General features: G+C 45.9%; 13 protein-coding genes and 1 pseudogene. 9 read left to right on the top strand and 5 right to left on the bottom strand.

Translation table 11 applies throughout. The annotated features are described in order from the left end of the window. Positions 1-1,431: a YfcC family protein gene (locus G9G57_RS17840; RefSeq protein WP_017428446.1), complete on the top strand. Its 1,431-nt coding sequence runs from the start codon at positions 1-3 to the stop codon at positions 1,429-1,431. A 171-nt stretch (positions 1,432-1,602) separates the two neighbouring features. Beyond that, positions 1,603-3,274, top strand: a pseudogene (locus G9G57_RS17835) (ribonuclease J). 159 nt (positions 3,275-3,433) lie between these two features. On the opposite strand, the gene G9G57_RS17830 reads toward G9G57_RS17835, so the two are convergent. After that, positions 3,434-4,693: an NAD(P)/FAD-dependent oxidoreductase gene (locus tag G9G57_RS17830; RefSeq protein WP_107734965.1), complete on the bottom strand. Its 1,260-nt coding sequence runs from the start codon at positions 4,691-4,693 to the stop codon at positions 3,434-3,436. A gap of 295 nt (positions 4,694-4,988) precedes the next feature. Here G9G57_RS17830 and G9G57_RS17825 point away from each other — a divergent pair, with 295 nt between their 5' ends. The 3 genes from G9G57_RS17825 (at position 4,989) to nadE (ending at position 8,217) form a co-directional block, all read left to right on the top strand. Further along, a complete protein-coding gene (locus G9G57_RS17825) occupies positions 4,989-6,728 on the top strand; it encodes a two-component system sensor histidine kinase NtrB (protein ID WP_090891318.1) in 1,740 nt (579 codons plus the stop codon). A 142-nt stretch (positions 6,729-6,870) separates the two neighbouring features. Continuing rightward, positions 6,871-7,305 (top strand): BrxA/BrxB family bacilliredoxin, encoded by a 435-nt coding sequence (locus G9G57_RS17820; protein ID WP_016819348.1) that lies wholly within the window; start codon positions 6,871-6,873, stop codon positions 7,303-7,305. A 102-nt stretch (positions 7,306-7,407) separates the two neighbouring features. Further along, positions 7,408-8,217, top strand: a complete 810-nt coding sequence (gene nadE, locus G9G57_RS17815) for an ammonia-dependent NAD(+) synthetase (protein ID WP_016819347.1) — start codon at positions 7,408-7,410, stop codon at positions 8,215-8,217. Positions 8,218-8,308: 91 nt separating this feature from the next. Here the strand turns inward: nadE and G9G57_RS17810 are convergent, their stop codons facing one another. Continuing rightward, the gene (locus tag G9G57_RS17810) at positions 8,309-9,136 is read right to left on the bottom strand and encodes an alpha/beta hydrolase family protein (RefSeq protein ID WP_016819346.1); all 828 of its coding nucleotides are present in this window, start codon (positions 9,134-9,136) and stop codon (positions 8,309-8,311) included. A 182-nt stretch (positions 9,137-9,318) separates the two neighbouring features. Between G9G57_RS17810 and acpS the strand changes: the two genes are divergently transcribed. Together acpS and mutY are read left to right on the top strand one after the other, a co-directional pair. Beyond that, positions 9,319-9,723, top strand: coding sequence for a holo-ACP synthase (acpS, locus tag G9G57_RS17805; RefSeq protein ID WP_016819345.1), 405 nt, complete (start codon positions 9,319-9,321; stop codon positions 9,721-9,723). 4 nt (positions 9,724-9,727) lie between these two features. Then, a complete protein-coding gene (gene mutY, locus G9G57_RS17800) occupies positions 9,728-10,978 on the top strand; it encodes an A/G-specific adenine glycosylase (protein WP_107734922.1) in 1,251 nt (416 codons plus the stop codon). Between the two features lie 103 nt (positions 10,979-11,081). On the opposite strand, the gene G9G57_RS17795 is transcribed toward mutY, so the two are convergent. Then, positions 11,082-11,903, bottom strand: a complete 822-nt coding sequence (locus G9G57_RS17795; RefSeq protein ID WP_164965345.1) for an AraC family transcriptional regulator — start codon at positions 11,901-11,903, stop codon at positions 11,082-11,084. A gap of 174 nt (positions 11,904-12,077) precedes the next feature. Between G9G57_RS17795 and G9G57_RS17790 the strand changes: the two genes are divergently transcribed. Next, a complete protein-coding gene (locus G9G57_RS17790; protein WP_164965344.1) occupies positions 12,078-14,270 on the top strand; it encodes an alpha-galactosidase in 2,193 nt (730 codons plus the stop codon). A gap of 24 nt (positions 14,271-14,294) precedes the next feature. Further along, positions 14,295-15,734 (top strand): PTS transporter subunit EIIC, encoded by a 1,440-nt coding sequence (locus tag G9G57_RS17785; RefSeq protein ID WP_016819341.1) that lies wholly within the window; start codon positions 14,295-14,297, stop codon positions 15,732-15,734. Positions 15,735-15,819: 85 nt separating this feature from the next. Here G9G57_RS17785 and G9G57_RS17780 read toward each other — a convergent pair whose 3' ends face one another. Together G9G57_RS17780 and G9G57_RS17775 are read right to left on the bottom strand one after the other, a co-directional pair. Further along, positions 15,820-16,308 carry a DinB family protein gene (locus tag G9G57_RS17780; RefSeq protein ID WP_164965343.1) on the bottom strand — a complete coding sequence of 163 codons (489 nt, stop codon included), beginning with the start codon at positions 16,306-16,308 and terminating at the stop codon, positions 15,820-15,822. A gap of 137 nt (positions 16,309-16,445) precedes the next feature. Continuing rightward, the gene (locus tag G9G57_RS17775) at positions 16,446-17,060 is read right to left on the bottom strand and encodes a superoxide dismutase (protein WP_016819339.1); all 615 of its coding nucleotides are present in this window, start codon (positions 17,058-17,060) and stop codon (positions 16,446-16,448) included. Positions 17,061-17,170: the final 110 nt, after the last annotated feature.

Below are 17,170 nucleotides of genomic sequence, written 5' to 3'. Positions count from 1 at the left end.
ATGAACATCACGAATAAGAAATGGAAATTATCCTTGCCCCATAGCTATACCTTAATATTTTTGATTATTATTACAGTCGCCGCGTTGACATGGATTGTACCCAGCGGTCAATTTGAGCGTCATGAAGTGACAGTGAACGGTGTGACCAAAACGGCAATCGTTTCAGGAACCTATCACTCTGTACCCAAAACGGGAGAGAATGGTGATTTAAGACAGGGTATCCCCCAAATCCTTAGCGCCCCGATTGAGGGGATTATCAATGCCGCCGATGTCGTCTCTTTTGTTCTTATCGTAGGCGGCTCCTTCGGTATTATTCTGCAGACAGGGGCCATTGATCGTGCGCTGACAGCTCTTGCCAGGCGGCTAAAGAATAAGGGGATTTTGCTTATTCCCATTGCTATGGTGATCTTCAGTCTCGGAGGTTCTACTTTTGGGATGAGTGAAGAAATTATCCCACTTTATGCGATTTTCATTCCGTTAATGTTTGCCTTGGGTTTTGACTCTATGACCGCGATTCTTATTTTATTTCTGGGAACGCAAATTGGCTATGTTGGTTCGACGGTCAATCCATTTTCGGTGTTGATTGCCCAGGGGATCGCAGGAGTGGAGGGGAATCCTCAGCTCTGGCTGAGATTTATCGAATGGCTTGTATTTACGGCGATTTCTATTGCTTTTACGATGTGGTATGCGCACCGGGTTAAGCGAAATCCAGAGAAATCCATCGTGTTTCAGAGTGATATTATAAACCGCGAGCAGTTTATAAAGGAAAGCACAGATGAGGACGTCGTCTTCACATTTCGGGACAAATTAATTATAGGTGGATTTATTGTAACGCTTGGAGCAATTGTTTGGGGGATTTTGGTCAAAGGCTGGTATATGACGGAGATCGGCGCCCTTTTCTTTGCCCTTGGTATTTTTGTTGGGGTTGTCACCAAAATGAGTCAGAAGGAAATAGCTGAGAATTTTGTAAAAGGATGCGGTGAATTTATCTACGCCGCGGTGATCATAGGCCTCGCCCGCGGAATTCTGATTATCGCAGAACAGGGGATGATTATAGATACCGTATTGAATGCACTTGCAAGCGTCCTGGAAGGATTGCCAAGTTATTTATTCACGACTATTATGCTGCTTGCGCATAATATCATTACTTTCCTCGTTCCCTCTTCTTCAGGGGAAGCTGCACTAACCATGCCTGTACTTGCACCGCTTGGCGATCTTGTAGGCATCAATCGTGAAGCTGTAGTCACAGCGTACCAATTTGGTAACGGGTTAACCAATCTCATTTCACCAACAGGCGGAGTGTTGCTGGCAGGATTGGCCATTGCCCGGATCAGCTTTGGACAGTGGCTGAAGGTAATCTTCAAACTATTCCCGATCCTATGGCTGATTGCTGCTATTTTTGCTGCTATATCGGCTGCGGTGGGTATCTAATCAATCAAGTGAGGGCCCCTGTCTGTTAGAGACAAGGGTTTCTTTTTGTGTTGGTGAAACAAGTCCTCTCTTATGTAGGAAGGCTACTCATTTCTTTCCCCATAGGGTGTATAAGTTTACGTGGAAAATAAATAATATGGATAGCATTTTCCTAAGGAGGAAATAAACTTGATGCTTGCTGATAACAGATTACTCATTGCTGCTTTAGGCGGTGTTAATGAGATTGGTAAAAATATGTACCTTATCCAATATGATCAGGATATTGTCGTCATTGATTGTGGTTCCAAGTTTCCTAATGAAAATTTGCCTGGTATTGACCTCATTGTACCAGATGTCACCTATCTACAGGAGAATCAGGATAAAGTCAGAGCGCTCATTGTAACGCATGGCCATGAAGGATCACATCGGGGGCATTCCTTATTTACTGAAGCAGATTAATATCCCCGTATATGGCACAAAACTCACTATCGAATTGATTAAAATTAAGCTAAAGGAACATAACCTTTTACGTGATGCTGAGCTTCATCTTATAGATGCGGATTCAACCATTCAGGCGGGTTCGATTCAGGCATCCTTTTTCACCACTGTACACAGCATCCCTGATTGCTTGGGCGTCTTTTTCAAGACACCAGAAGGTAATGTGGTTCATACCGGGGATTTTAAATTCGACATGTCTCCTGTCAGCGGACCTTTCCCTGACCTTCATCGCATGGCTGAGATTGGAAAACAAGGAGTTAAAGTGCTTCTTTCCGAAAGTACAAATGCCGAAAGACCAGGCTTTACTCCTTCGGAGCGTTTGGTTGGCGGGCATATTTTGGACGCTTTTGCCAGAGCCAAACAGCAAGTTTTCATTTCTACATTTGCTTCCAATGTTAACCGTGTCCAACAGGTCATTGATGCGGCTGTGGAGACAGGCAGAAAACTTGTTTTACTGGGGCGCAGTATGATCAATGTGGTGTCCGTAGCTAAGGAACTAGGATTCTTGCATATGCCGGAGGACTTGTTGATTGAGGCTGGAGAAACGGAGCGGTATCCTGCAGAAGAAATTGCAGTATTATGTACAGGAAGTCAGGGGGAACCGATGGCTGCACTGTCCCGACTTGCCAATTCTCTGCATCCCAAAATCGAAATTTTGCCTGGTGATACTGTGATCATCGCTGCAGGAGCTATACCCGGGAATGAACGAAATCTTTCCCAAGTCATCGATAACCTGTACGTACTGGGCGCCAACGTGATTTATGGATCAGGCAGCGCCACGGGGATGCACGTATCCGGTCATGGCAGCCAAGAAGAGTTAAAATTAATGATGACCCTAATGAAACCCCAGTATTTGATTCCTATACATGGTGAATTCAGAATGCTGCATCAGCATCGTCAGCTAGCAGAGTCAGTAGGGATTCCGATGGAGAATGTATTTATCGTCCAAAACGGTGAGACGATTCAAATCGCAGAGGGAAGGGCATCCCTGGGTCCCAAAGTACCATCCGGCAATAGCCTGGTAGACGGGCTGGTAACTGGTGATGTAGGTAATATTGTACTGCGGGACCGTAAAAAACTTTCCTCAGACGGTATGCTGATTATTGTGATGACTCTGAGCAAAAACGAGAAGCAAATGCTCGCTGCGCCAGAGGTTATATCCAGAGGCTTTGTATATGTTAAGGATTCCGAAGAATTGATGAATCAGATTCGCGACACGATTATGACCACAGTGAACGAGTTAACAGAAATCGAAATGAGTCAGTGGGGCCTGATTAAGCAGATGTTAAAAGATAATGTGGGTCAGTTTATTTACAGTCAGACTAAAAGAAGACCTATGATTTTACCTATCATTATTGAGGTTTAGGAATAGCGGTAAACGTCAAAACAAGATAGAGCGTATTCTTTACGCGATTAATCAAAAAAAGACTTAAATCAGTGATACAACTGATTTAAGTCTTTTTAATTTCCTTTTCCTATCTCCCCTAAAAAACGAGGATGCAGTGGTGGTATGCAGCGCAGCGTCTTAAGTGTTTACGGCCGCTTGCGTCCCTGCTGTATGCCCTGTCGTAAACGCAGCTGTAATATTATAGCCTCCAGTGTAGCCGTGAATATCCAGAATCTCACCGCAGAAAAACAATCCAGGCATCAGCTTGGATTCCATTGTTTTCGGATTAATTTCCTTCAAGTTCACACCGCCCCCGGTAACAAATGCTTCTTTCAGAGAGAGCGTACCATTCACACGAATGGGAAACGCCTTGATTCGCTGGGCGAGTTCTTGCCATTGCTGCTTGGGAATATGATCATAGGTCAAATCTTCACGCAGTTCAGCTTGCTGAAGCAGTAACGGAATCATGCGTTCCGGTAAATAAGACTTAAGTACGTTTTTGATCGCCTTTTTTGCATCAACCGATGCCAGTTCCAGCGTCTCACGGTAGACTTCATCAGCATGTTTATGAGGCTGTAAATCGAGAGTTAATAACACCGTGTTTACCTTATCTTTTTTCAGTCCCTTGACGACAAACTGACTGCAACGCAAAGCAGTTGGGCCAGATAAACCAAAATGTGTGAAAATCATATCTCCTTCATGAACGACAACCTTCTTTTGTTTCGCATTCCATACGGTCAGGCTGATGTTTCGTAAGGAGAGTCCCTGAAGCTCTTTTGTCTGGATGAATGTCTCGCCTGACGTTAGCGGGACCTCTGTTGGATATAGTTCCGTAATGGTATGCCCTGCTTGCTCTGCCCATGCATAGCCGTCACCTTCCGAGCCTGTATGAGGGACGGACTTGCCACCGACAGCGACTATGACGTTACGGCTACGCAGCATTTCACCGGAACGCAGCCGCACGCCAGCCGTATGACCTGCTTTGTAAATCACTTCTTGAACAGGACAGCTTGTCCGAATTTCGACTCCTTGAGAGCGTACCTTATTAATCAAAGCGTCGACGACCGTTTTGGCTTTGTCCGTCACTGGGAACATGCGCCCGTTGTCTTCTTCCTTTAAGGCTATACCTAGTTGTTCAAAGAAGGCGATGATATCCCGATTGCCGAAAGCAGCCAGGGCACTGTGCAGAAAACGGCCATTGCCGGGAATGTGGCGAATGAGTTCATCCAGCTCTTTTGCATTCGTGACATTGCAGCGACCTCCACCGGAGATCCCCAGCTTTCGTCCGAGTTTATTTCCCTTTTCCACTAAAAGCACCTTGGCGCCCTCGCCACTAGCAGCCGCCGCGGCCATTAAGCCGGCTGAGCCGCCTCCGATCACAATTACGTCGTAAGTCATAAACCTCTTCCTTTTCGTCGACAAATTTTCAAAAAATTCAGAATCGCGTAACAAATTTTCCATCATATCGTAATCCCGTCTCTTTAGATAGACTCTGAGCACAGTAGCTGTGTATATCTTCTATTTTATAGGAGTAAGTAAAAAAAACGTAAAAACGATCCTCTTATATATATCCGGTATTTAGCAGAATTTGTCGTTCTACACCGGGATTTTAACACATATATTGTAATATATTGTAGCCTGTGCTTTAATTCAACTAACGGCGTCAAGGAAAGATGATGAGGGGGAGAAGTCCTTGTTAATTGCGTTAAAGGAAAGTGTGCTCCAAGTTCTCCTTGCCGTTATATCGGCGGGTTTTTTCTCTATATTAACGGATTATGGAGACAAGAAAAAGGTTTGGGCAGGCCATCTGCTTCCCGGACCTCATCAAGGAATACTTTATTTGTGTTGCTTGCCAGCCATATTGCTATGTTCGCTCTTTCAATACCAGCCTCCATATGGCCTACCTTCCAATCTCGGTATTATTCCCCTTACTGTGGGCGTCATGTACGGTACACGTCGCACTTCCTTTGTACTCGCTGCTTCTGCATTGACGGGTGTCCTAATTATAGCGCAGTCGATAGAAATGTCCCCAATGTATGTGGGCACTGCTTTTATCCTTTTTCCTTTTATGCTACTGCATGTCAAGTTTTTTCAAAGAGGAACATTGTTGGACAAAAAGCTCGTAATTTTCACATATGTTGTGGCTGATATGCTGCTTAAGGCTTTATTACCGCTATTGTGGGGCAAACAGAACATTTCAGTATACATTCCTGATCTGCTTACAACGTTTTGGAATGTTGCTGTAGGTGTGTTGGCAAGTTTTGCGGTCGTAAGTCTGATGCATAATTCCTTTGAGAAACTGACGCTGCGGCGAGATGTAACTGAGTTTACGAGCAAATATTTAATCGAAGTGGATAAGCTGCGTCAAGTCATGGATTTGATGCCGTTATCTCTTGTTACTTTGGACAGCGAAGAACGAGTTATACATATGAACAAAACGATGCTGGAGCTCTACCGGGACTTCGATCCCTATATTACGCTGCCTGAGGTCGTAGGCCGTCCCTTAAACTCGTTGTACGGTTTTAGCGCTTCGCCTGTAGTTAACGAACGAGTTGCGAAAGCATTGGAAGGAGAAGCAGGCGCTGATTTTATAAATGTATCTCCCAAAGTATTCTTTTCAAGTTTCCTCCCTTTTCGGGATAAACATATGAATCAAACCACAGGAGTCATTATCGCCTTGCAGGACATTACAGAGCTGGAGACGCTCCGCAGTGAGCTGGGCAATTTTGAGAGGCTCAGTCTGGTCGGGCAGATGGCCGCGGGCATTACTCATGAAATACGTAATCCGATGGCGGTTGTGCGCGGGTTTTTACAGCTTATGCGCGAGAAAAGCCCTGATTCTCTAGGCCACTACTACCGCATCGTAATGGAGGAGCTGGATCGGGCGAACGGGATTATTAATGATTTTCTTTCCCTGGCCCAGAATCGGATTGTCGAGAAGGAGCAGTGTCATCTGCATGATATCATTCGTGAACTAACACCTCTATTGTGGGCAGATGCCAACCTGAGGGGACAGACGATTGAGTTAAAGCTGGAGGATCATGTAACGATGCTGCATCTGAATCCTAAGGAGATCAAGCAATTGCTGCTTAATTTATCGCGTAATGCGATGGAAGCTATGGGGGAAAAGGGCGTGCTGACCATTTCTACTCATGAGGAAGGGGATTTTGTCGAACTGGAAGTGAGGGATACCGGTCCGGGAATTCCGCCAAAACAGCTTGAAAAGCTGTTCCAGCCTTTTTACACAACCAAAACGAAAGGTACAGGTTTGGGTCTGGCCTTATGCCAAAGTATAGTGGAGCGTCATCACGGTACGATTGCCGTAGATTCGGTGGAGGGAATGGGCACACAGTTTAAAGTCCGTCTGCGCAGAACCATTCCGACTTATCGGGAGCATTCTGAGCCTCCTGTCATAAATTCGATACAGAAATAATTGTGCAAAGATGTAACCGGATTTTTTGCAAATTACGTGAAAAAGATTGTATAATGGGCTTTAGATGTCCATGCCTTTACTACGGCACAGGATGAAATTAGAAACGTAGTATACATGATTTAATGAAAAGGAGTGAAAGAATATGTCTATGTCTTTCGATCAATATATGAGAGATTCAGTTCAGCCTATGCGCGATGAACTGACGAATCTTGGGATTCAGGAATTGCGTACTTCTGAAGATGTGGAGGCCAAGCTGCCTGATGCTAAAGGTACAGTGCTGGTGGTTGTTAACTCGGTATGCGGTTGTGCCGCAGGCCAATGCCGCCCGGGTATAGCTGAAGCGCTGAAGCATGATATTACGCCGGATCATCTGTATACGGTTTTTGCGGGACAGGATAAGGAAGCAACGGCGAAGGCTCGCGAATTTTTCGCACCGTATCCGCCATCTTCCCCTTCGATCGCGCTGCTGAAAGACGGCGAACTGGTTCACTTCATCGAGCGTCATCAGATCGAAGATCGTTCGGCAGATCAGATTGCTGCTGATTTGACCGGTGCATTTGACCGTTTTTGCCGGTAAGACTGCTCAAGCTATGCCCCCGCATTTTTCGCCTGCGAAACTTGCCGGGGCTTTTGCGTGTTGGCTTGTGAAGGAAATTCCTAAAAAAGAGGTGCTTATCTGATGAGTTTGCAGGAACAGATTATTGCTGAATTGGGAGTACAGCCTACGATCAACGTAGAGGCGGAGGTCCGCAAGCGTGTGGATTTCCTCAAGTCGTACGTAACAAAAACAGGAAGCAAAGGGCTGTTGATCGCCATTAGTGGCGGAATTGACAGTGCCGTAGCTGCCGCCTTGTGCAAGCAGGCTACAGATGAGTTGACGCAGGAGCAAGGGCAAGAATACAAAACGCTAGGTGTATTCCAGCCATATGGTCAACAGGAAGATATCGATCATAGCTACGCAGTGGCTAAAGCGTTCAATTTGAAATATGCTGGGGAAACGAACATTAAGGAAGCCGTGGATGAGGTTGCCGTGGAAGTGGAGCATGCATTAAAGGATATGGGTCTGGAACGTTCCATCACTCCGCAAGTGAGAGGGAATGTAAAGGCAAGAACACGTATGGTGGTTCAGTACGCACTCGCGAATGAACTGAACCTGCTCGTCGTGGGTACAGATCATGCTTCAGAAGCCATTACAGGCTTTTATACCAAATGGGGTGATGGTGCGGTCGATATTACACCGCTCAGTACGCTCAACAAACGTCAGGTACGTTTGTTAGCCAGCTATCTTGGAGTTCCGCAGGCTATTTTGGACAAAGCGCCTACAGCAGGATTGTGGGAAGGCCAGACGGATGAAAAGGAACTGGGGATCTCCTACGAAGCAAACAGCGACTATCTGGAAGGCAAGGAAATTGACCCCGCAGCCCGCGAAAAGCTGGAAAGCTTTTTTACACGTACAGCACATAAGCGGACAAGCATTCCAGGAGTGTAAGCATGAATCATTTTGGAATTGTAAAATGCTGAACTAAATACAAACGGCGATCCGCCCGGCGGATCGCCGTTTGTATTGAAGGGGCTATTGCCTAATTGGTGATCCAGTCAATGAAGCGGCGGGTTTCGGTAATCGCCTGATCCAGTTGAAGACTGCCTCCCTGGAATGGGTGAACCGTGTTAAAAGTATGATTGCCGCCTTGAATTTGTACCCACTCGATATCGGGACGAACGGAGGTGAGTTGGGCAGAGCCTTCCCGTAGACGTTTGGAGTCTTCGGTTCCCTGGATAAGCACAACTGGGAGCTGGCTGTTGGCAAGTCTGTCTACAATGGCAAAACGCTCGCGATTGTGCTCCAGGTCGTCCAGAATGACAGCATCCAGCGGAAGCTGTTGCCCGGTTCTGGCGTTTTGCACATAGCTGCGTCCCTTGGCACGCATTTCTTCTTTTTGCGGTAAAGTAAACAGATCAAGATCTGTTACGCCATTCCATGAAATGACGCCAGCAATCTCGCCGGGATGATCTAGAGCATATACAAAGCAGCTTCCCGCACCTCGGCTATGTCCTAACAGAAACAACGGCAATTCTCTGAATTCATGGCGTGCTCTCAGATTGGACAGCAATAGTACCAGATCTTCTTGTTCGCGGCTATAGGTGTTGCGTGCGAACTTTTCCAGCTCGGTAAAATTCTCCAGATCCTCACCTATGCCATTATGTGAAAAGTTGAAGGTTACCACATGGTTATCCATACTCAATGCTTCTGCTATAAAGGGGAACATACCCCAATCCTTAAATCCTTTGTAGCCATGAGCGATGATGAGCAGGCTTTTGGCCGTATTTTTAGCGGGAAACCAGGAGGCACGGATCACCGCATCTGTTCCTGCATCGGTACCTGCTTCAACCACAATTGTTTCTGACATCCTATCCTTCCTTTCTACGGGAGTTTTTAAACCGGCATATCCGCGAATTTCAAGCATTCACTGATTGCCTCTCTCATTTTAACATATTTTGGTGGCGCTTTTACGCCTTTGCGACTCGCCAGGGTGTGGACGCACTGTTACAATAGATCCAGTAAAGTAAAAAAAGGGCGGGGAATACCCAAATGATCTACGGAATTGGACATGATGTGCTGGAAATAAGCCGTATGGCTCATATTTTGGCAGGTAAATATGCAGATGCATTTTTGAATCGGGTATTGACCCCGGCAGAACGCGAGCTTGCAGTGGAACGCAAGGGGAGGCTAGCGGAGTTCGTAGCAGGGCGCTTTGCCGCCAAGGAAGCGGTAACGAAAGCCTTCGGCTGTGGAATTGGACAAATCATCGGGTTCAGTGATATGGATATTTTACCTGAACCTGGGGGGAAGCCCGTAGTTTATTTGTCTTCGTCTGCGTGGGATCGACTGAGATTGCCGAATACGGGTGACTCGAATTACAGCATTCACTTGAGTATTACACATCAGCCTAACATTGCCTCTGCTTTTGTGATTGTCGAATATAAGGAGACGTGATGGGATGACTACAAATACATTGGAACAAAAGCGTTATTTTAGCTTTGAACTGTTGAATTGGTATACACGTAACAAACGCGACTTGCCGTGGCGCCGCCATCGCAATCCTTTTTATATCTGGATTTCGGAAATTATGCTTCAACAGACACGTGTCGATACGGTCATTCCGTATTTTAATCGCTTTATTTCACGTTTTCCGACGATTGAAGCGCTGGCGGAAGCGCCCGAGGAGGAGGTGCTCAAGCTATGGGAAGGGCTGGGGTATTATTCACGGGCCCGGAATTTGCAAACGGCAGCGAAACAGGTAGTTGAGCTTCACGGTGGGCAGGTGCCGGATGATACGCAGGCTGTTGCGGCACTGAAAGGTGTAGGTCCATATACGACGGGGGCCATTATGAGCATTGCCTTTAATCGACCAGAGCCTGCTGTAGACGGGAATGTGATGCGTGTGCTGTCACGTTATTTCCTCATTGAAGAGGATATTATGAAGGGTAGCACGCGGTCGCATATGGAAAGTCTGGTCAGGGAGCTGATTCCCGAAGGGAGAGCCTCTGATTTTAATCAGGCGCTGATGGAGCTGGGAGCGCTAGTCTGCACGCCAAAGTCGCCCCATTGCCTGACCTGTCCGGTCATGGAGCATTGCTCGGGCAGGCTGGCAGGCCGCGAGGAGACGCTGCCAGTCAAAACAAAAGCGAAGCCGCCGCGCCTGGAGCCGCGTTCCGTCGCCCTCATCGAGGGCAGCGGCGCGAACGCAGGTCGCCTGCTTGTACGGCAACGCCCGGCCAAGGGCCTGTTGGCCCGCATGTGGGAGCTGCCGCATGAGCTTGCCGGGCCGGAGGGCTACAACGGCCCGGTGCCGGATGAGCCAGCTATGGATCATCTGGCGGCTCATTTGTTGGCAGAGGGTGTGCATGCGCGCCCGGTGCGGTTTGTACGTGAGGCGGAGCACACGTTCAGCCACATTCACTGGAACCTGCGTGTGTTCCAGTGTGAAGAGGTCGCCGCCCCTGCCGGGAAGGCGGGCGAACAGCCGCTGGCTGCCGAGCAGCGGGCCAGCTACAGCACCGCGGCGAAGCCAGGTGCGTTGATTGCACTGGCTGAGCAGGCAGAGCACGCAGAGCACGCAGAGCACGCGCACAATGCGCTGCCGGCGGGGTACCGTTGGATCAGCGAGGCAGATATGTCCACCTTGGCGTTTCCCAAGGTGTTCCTTGATCTGATCACCGAGTATTATACGAAGCAAAAAGAGAACTGATGTTAATAAAATAGCGGCAGTATGGACTTGAGGTTACTCCATGCTGCTGCTATTTTTTTGTTTCTGGAATGAAAATGCCTAAATTAGTTACGAACAAAGCGTGTTATTTTTGGTGATGTTTTCGGTATTCGGATGGAGTTAATTTGTTGACCGTTTTGAACATCTTGGAGAATAGGAGTACATCTTTATACCCTACTGATCGAGCAATATCTCCGATTTTCAGGGAAGTATTTTTTAATAGGGAGCAAGATTTTTCAATCCTCAAGTGCAATAAAAATTCCTGCGGTGACTTATTGAGTTGCTGTTTAAATAAACGGTGCAAATATGAACGGTCAATTGAAATGTACTTGGCAATGTCACTTACGGTAATGAAATGTGAATAGTTTTGCTGAATAAAGAGAAGCGCTTCTTTAATATACCGCTGCTGTCTTACCTCATTGTTGACTTCCTGATTAGGATAAAGTTCAAACATCAGATATAGAAATTCATACAACTTGGATGCAAGCAGCAGGTCTTTGTTGGATTTCAGCGTAGAAGAAACGACGATGCTCTCCATACAGCGGGCAAGGCTGCCCTCGGCTTCGAACTGGAAAATGGGATTATCCCTATTGATACAGGTTCGGCTTAGATATTCTTTGGCTTGCACCCCATTAAAACCGATCCAGGCATATTCCCACGGGTCGACTTCATCCGCTTCGTAGTAAATTAAAACCTTCGGCTCAATAAAGAAAGCATCGTTTTTCTCCAAATGATAGATTTTATCATTGACTTTAAAGATCCCTTTTCCTTTTAAAATAAAATGCACCATATACCCGCTTCGAATGGCTGGACCATAAGAGTGTTTGCTGGTACAGCTTTCTTTGCCACAGGTGTATAAATTAAGATCCAGGTTGTTATAGGAATGATTGGAAAAATGCGAACTCATTTGGTTTCACCTCTTAATTCATCTCTGCATATTATCACACCGTTTCATATAGAGTCTACATTATTCCATATAATTATTAAAACTATTCAATTATTATTAGGGTGTAAGAAACAAGGAAACAACATAATTTATATTTTTTGAAAATATTACTATTGGCGCTACAAGGGGGTTACTATGGCTATATACATTGATAAAGAGAAGCTTTTATTCCATTTACAAGGCAGCAATACGAGTTATGTCATGCAGGTTATACGTGATGGTTATTTAGCTCATCTGTATTGGGGGAAGAGAATTCAGACCTATCGGGGGAGCAACAAAATCATCTTCATGGATAGAGGATTTTCACCTAATCCCGATGGGGCGGATCGAGCCTTTTCACTGGATACCATCCCACAGGAATACCCGTCATTTGGAAATAGTGACTTCAGGATTCCTGCGTATCAGCTTCAATTGGAGAATGGTTCTACAGTGACAGATTTTCGGTATAAAGAACATCGGGTTTACCAAGGCAAACCAAAATTGAAAGGGCTTCCTTCTACGTATGCGGAGGATGATGGCGAAGTAGAAACACTGGAAATCATCCTTGAAGACCCATTAATTGATGTAAGGGTTGTACTATCCTATAGCCTATATCAAAAAGGGGATGTCATTACCCGTTCAGTCCGTTTCGATAATGAAGGTCAGCAGCAGCTAAAGTTGCTTAGAGCATTAAGTGCTAGTGTGGATTTTCGTGATGATGAGTACGAACTCATTACCTTGTACGGTGCGCATAATAATGAAAAAAATATAGCAAGACGAAAAATTTTACCCGGGATTCAAATGGTAGACAGCTGCCGCGGAGCCAGCAGCCCTCAACAAGCACCCTTTATGGCACTTGTAAGGGAAGGGACAGATGAAGAACAGGGCGAAGTGTACGCCTTTAATCTGGTGTACAGCGGGAACTTTACGGCCCAGACTCAGGTTGATTCCTATCGGAACACTAGAGTTACGATGGGGATTAATCCTTTTGATTTTACATGGTTGCTTGAACCAGAGGAATCCTTCCAAACGCCAGAAGTCGTCATGGTATACACCGAAAATGGCTTGGGTGGTATGTCGAGAATTTATCATGATTTATACAGGAACAGATTATGTCGTGGACCATTTCGTGACAAGGAGCGGCCGATCCTGATTAATAACTGGGAAGCCACCTATTTTGACTTTGATGCCGACAAGATTGAGCAGTTGGCGAAGGAAGCTCAAAGTGTAGGAGTGGAGCTGTTTGTATTGGATGATGGATGGTTTGGAAAGCGTGATGATGACAATACTTCATTAGGCGATTGGGTGGTGGATCGTCGCAAACTTCCAGATGGCTTGCCGGATCTTGCCAACCGCATTCGAAATCTGGGTATGGAGTTTGGCTTGTGGTTTGAACCTGAAATGGTATCCATAGACAGCGATTTATACAGAAAGCATCCCGATTGGTGTATCCATGTCCCTGATCGTCCGTATACGTTGGGCAGAAATCAGCTTATGTTGGATCTATCGAGGAAGGAAGTGTGTGAGTACATCGTTAAGTCGGTTTCCGACATTTTATCGGATGTTCCAATTACTTATGTGAAATGGGACATGAATCGTCACATGACAGATGTGGGTTCGGCCGCTTTACCACCTGAAAGACAAAGGGAGACGGCGCATCGTTATATTCTGGGGCTCTACAGTGTTATGGAAGAGCTTACATCGAGGTTTCCTCATGTCTTATTCGAGAGCTGCTCTAGTGGAGGAGGCCGTTTTGATGCCGGTATGCTCTATTACATGCCTCAGACCTGGACAAGTGATAATACGGATGCCATTTGCCGACTGAAAATTCAATGGGGAACAAGTCTTGTCTACCCTCCGATTACGATGGGCGCACACGTCTCCACGGTACCTAACCATCAAGTGGGCAGAATAACTCCATTGGAGACCAGAGGTTATGTCGCCATGGCCGGGAATTTAGGATATGAGCTGGATCTGACGGCATTAACCGTTGAAGAAAAAGAAGTGGTAAAACAACAGATAGCTCTGTATAAAGAAATGAGATCGATCATTCAGTTTGGAAAGTTTTACAGAATTATTAATCCATTTGATGAAAATGAAGCCGCATGGAGCTTTGTGTCAGAGGATCAAACGGAAATGGCGGCCAGCTATTTCAAGGTTTTATCCCAACCGGCTGCTGCGATTAAAACGTTAAAATTCAAAGGTCTGAATCCAGACTACGTTTACAGAAATATAGAAACGGGTGAGCTGTTCGGTGGTGATGAATTAATGCATGTTGGCATAACGCTTGCCAGGGTGAAGCAGGACTTTTTAGGCATGTTCTGGAGATTTGTTAAAGAGGACATCTGATTCAGCTAGAGGAGGTTTTACTAGATGGAAGCAAAAGAAAAGCATTATAAGCAAATATCTCAAGAAATTTTAAAATATATCGGTGGTGAAGAGAACATTATCGGTGTGGCCCATTGTGCCACAAGACTAAGAATTGTCCTTGAGGACAATGAAAAAGCGGAATTAAAGAAGATTGAAGATATTGATCTGGTTAAAGGTGTTTTCATAGCAGGGGATCAACTGCAGATCATTTTTGGAGCAGGGTTGGTCAATAATATCTATGCTGTGTTCTCCAAACTGACTGGAACGGAAGATATGTCATTAAGTGATGTCAAATCGAAGTCCGCACAAAAGCAAAATCCTTTTCAGAAAGCGATTAAATCGCTGTCAGATGTCTTCATTGAGATCATGCCTGGAATTCTTGCCGCCGCATTGTTAATGGGGATAACCGGTCTTCTAGGACAAAAGGGGCTATTCGGCCCTAAATCGATTGTGGAGATGTATCCAATTTTCCAAGGGATCAATCGCTTTGTTCAGATCGTTTCCACAGGGATTTTCACCATCCTCCCGCTGCTTGTTGTGTATTCTGCAACCAAGAGATACGGTGGTCGTCCAATTCTAGGGCTTGTGCTAGGTGCGATTATGCTTCATCCGGCCTTGGCGGATGCTTTTGAGGTAGCTAAAGGAAGCCAAAATCCGGAATCGATCAGTCTTTTCGGGCTTCCCGTACAGTTGGTTGGCTTTCAGGGCGGTATTATTATTGCTCTAATGATGGGATATGTGGTAGCCAAGTTGGATCAGTTTTTTAACAAAAAGGTTCCAGACATGATTAAACTATTTTTGGCCCCTTTGCTGACGGTCTTTGTTTCTTCCCTGCTTCTGTTTACCATTATCGGTCCTCTTGGGAGAGAGTTGGCCAGTCTGGTGACTGTTTCGTTGCTCTGGATGACGCAAAACCTAGGGATATTCGGCTTTATGTTTTTTGCAGGTATTCAGCAGATCATCGTTATTACGGGTTTGCACCATGTTATGGGCGCGGTAGAAGCGCAGCTGTTAACTGACACAGGCAGAAATTTTATTAATCCGTTGGCATCGGTAGCTTTGATGGCTCAAGGGGGCGCCGTTTTGGGGTATGTTCTTTTGAATCGCAAAGACACCAAGGTCAAAGAACTGGGTTACTCTGCATTCGGGTCTGTACTTTTTGGAATCTCGGAACCAGCCATCTTCGGGGTCACTTTAAAGTATAAATTCCCTTTAATTGCTGGTTGCCTTGGAGGAATGGTTGCAGGGGCATATGTATATTTAAGCAAGCTGACAGCCATAGGATTCGGAACCACGGCTCTTCCTGGCTTTGCAATTGCAGCATCAGATAACCACGGTCATATCAATTATCTTGTTGCTCATCTGATTGCCCTGTTATGCGGAGCATTATTTACATTGGCTTACGGTATGATCAAGAGCAAGAGGTCAAAAGTAATATCTTAAGGAATGAATCGAAGTTTATGAATAAAAAGGAGTAGAAAGAGCTTGCAGGCTCTTTTCTACTCCTTTTTATTTGGGGGTATCGTACTTATAGGGAGGGATCGCTCTCAATCAGCCCTTTGCCGATTACATTGGCTGATACCGGAGGCTTGCCGAGCTCGCGCGACCATACGGATAACTGCCCGATATGATGAATCTGATGGGCAATGACATGGCGCATTACCTCGCCCCAGGCATCAATCGCAATTCTGCCGTCCGGGCGGTGATCTTCAAACCTTTTTCGTTCCAGACCTTCATGCCAGGCGAGGACGAACGGCTCCACATCAAGTCGAAACTTCGAGTCCAGCTCGCGGACTTTATCCAGCGTATTATGCTGAGAGAAGTCCTCCTGGAAATCAGGTTTGCCTTGAATGATTTGAACCCAGCTCCATTCTACATCAACGATATGAAAGAGCGTTTTTAGAATGCCGCCAGCCCCGCCGATGCGTTCTTTCAGCAGTTCCTCCTGCGGCACCTCTTCACACCAGCGGTACCATTGTTCTCGAACCATCCAGTTATAACGAAAAAAAGTCTGCATCCATTACCCTCCTGGGACTGTAATAAAGAATGATTTCCACCAGTTTACCACAGAATGCCAAAAGGGCTGTCTCATTCGTAGAAAATCTACTTTAGAGACAGCCCTTCATGATTTAGGATAAGAATGTTGTTACTGGCTTATTTCTTTGCAGCCGCATAACGTTTGTTAACTTCATCCCAGTTGATTACATTGTAGAAAGCTGCAATGTAGTCTGGGCGTTTGTTTTGATATTTCAGGTAGTAAGCATGCTCCCAAACGTCCAGTCCAAGCACTGGAGTCAGACCTTCGAACAGCGGGCTATCTTGGTTCGGAGTGCTAGTGATCGCCAATTTGCCGTCTTTGCCGACAACCAGCCAAGCCCAGCCGCTACCAAAACGAGTTGTAGCTGCTTTAGTGAAGTCTTCTTTAAATTTGTCATAGCCGCCCAGTTCGTTGTTGATGGCTTCAGCAATTGCACCTGTTGGCTGTCCACCGCCGTTAGGAGCGATAACTTCCCAGAACAGGCTGTGGTTGTGGTGTCCACCACCGTTATTGCGAACCGCAGTGCGGATGCTTTCAGGAACGCTGTCCAGATTGGAGATCAGATCCTCCAGGCTTTTGCTTTGCAGTTCAGGAGCGCTCTCCAGAGCTGCATTTAAGTTCGTAACATATGTGTTATGGTGACGATCATGGTGAATTTCCATTGTCAGTGCATCAAAGTGTGGTTCCAGTGCGTCTTTTGCATAAGGAAGTTCTGGTAATTGAAATGCCATAATAAAATCCCTCCTGGTTATATGGTTGGGTAAGTGTTCCTATGTAATAATACCCTCGATAGTTATATTAAACCGCATTCGGCCTATTTTTTCAACATTTTTGTTTGTAA

Source organism: Paenibacillus sp. EKM211P (assembly GCF_011066175.1).
Classification (GTDB): domain Bacteria; phylum Bacillota; class Bacilli; order Paenibacillales; family Paenibacillaceae; genus Paenibacillus; species Paenibacillus polymyxa.
This window is presented reverse-complemented; position numbering and strand designations above follow the sequence as displayed.